1 protein-coding gene is annotated in these 476 nt (G+C 40.5%); it reads left to right on the forward strand.

Going from position 1 to position 476, the window contains the following annotated elements; all coding sequences use genetic code 11:
• Positions 1-476 (forward strand): transposase (locus tag KM934_RS12975; protein WP_215761046.1); only part of this gene is annotated, 476 nt, incomplete at both ends.

A 476-nucleotide genomic window follows, 5' to 3' on the forward strand; every position in this document is an offset into this window, starting at 1 on the left:
AGAGAAGCGCCCTAAAGCTGCAGGAAAGCAAATCAAGCAACTGGAGCTTTTTGAGGATGAGCAGGATTTCGGAAAATACCGATACAGCTGCTTTGTAACAGACCTTGACCTGCCGGCCAAGATTGTATATGACTCATATCGTGGAAGGGCGGATTCTGAGAATAGGATAAAAGAATTGAAGAATGATTTCTCCATCGATGATTTTGTCACAAATAACTTCTGGGCAACAGAGGCATGTGGAAACTTCATTGTAATGGCATATAACTTTATGTCGTTGTTCAGACATGCGCTGATCAATTCCAACAAGAAGAAATTTCTGAAGACTATCCGATACGAGTTGATATCGACGCCAGCCTATCTGGGAAGAACAAAAGACAAGCACATCCTATATTTGGCTAGATCACTAAAAACACGACAATCATTCTTATCTATATGGGAAAAATTAAAGGATTTCTCTTTGCCGTACGACACAGAGA

This window comes from Hallella faecis (assembly GCF_018789675.1).
Taxonomy (GTDB): domain Bacteria; phylum Bacteroidota; class Bacteroidia; order Bacteroidales; family Bacteroidaceae; genus Prevotella; species Prevotella faecis.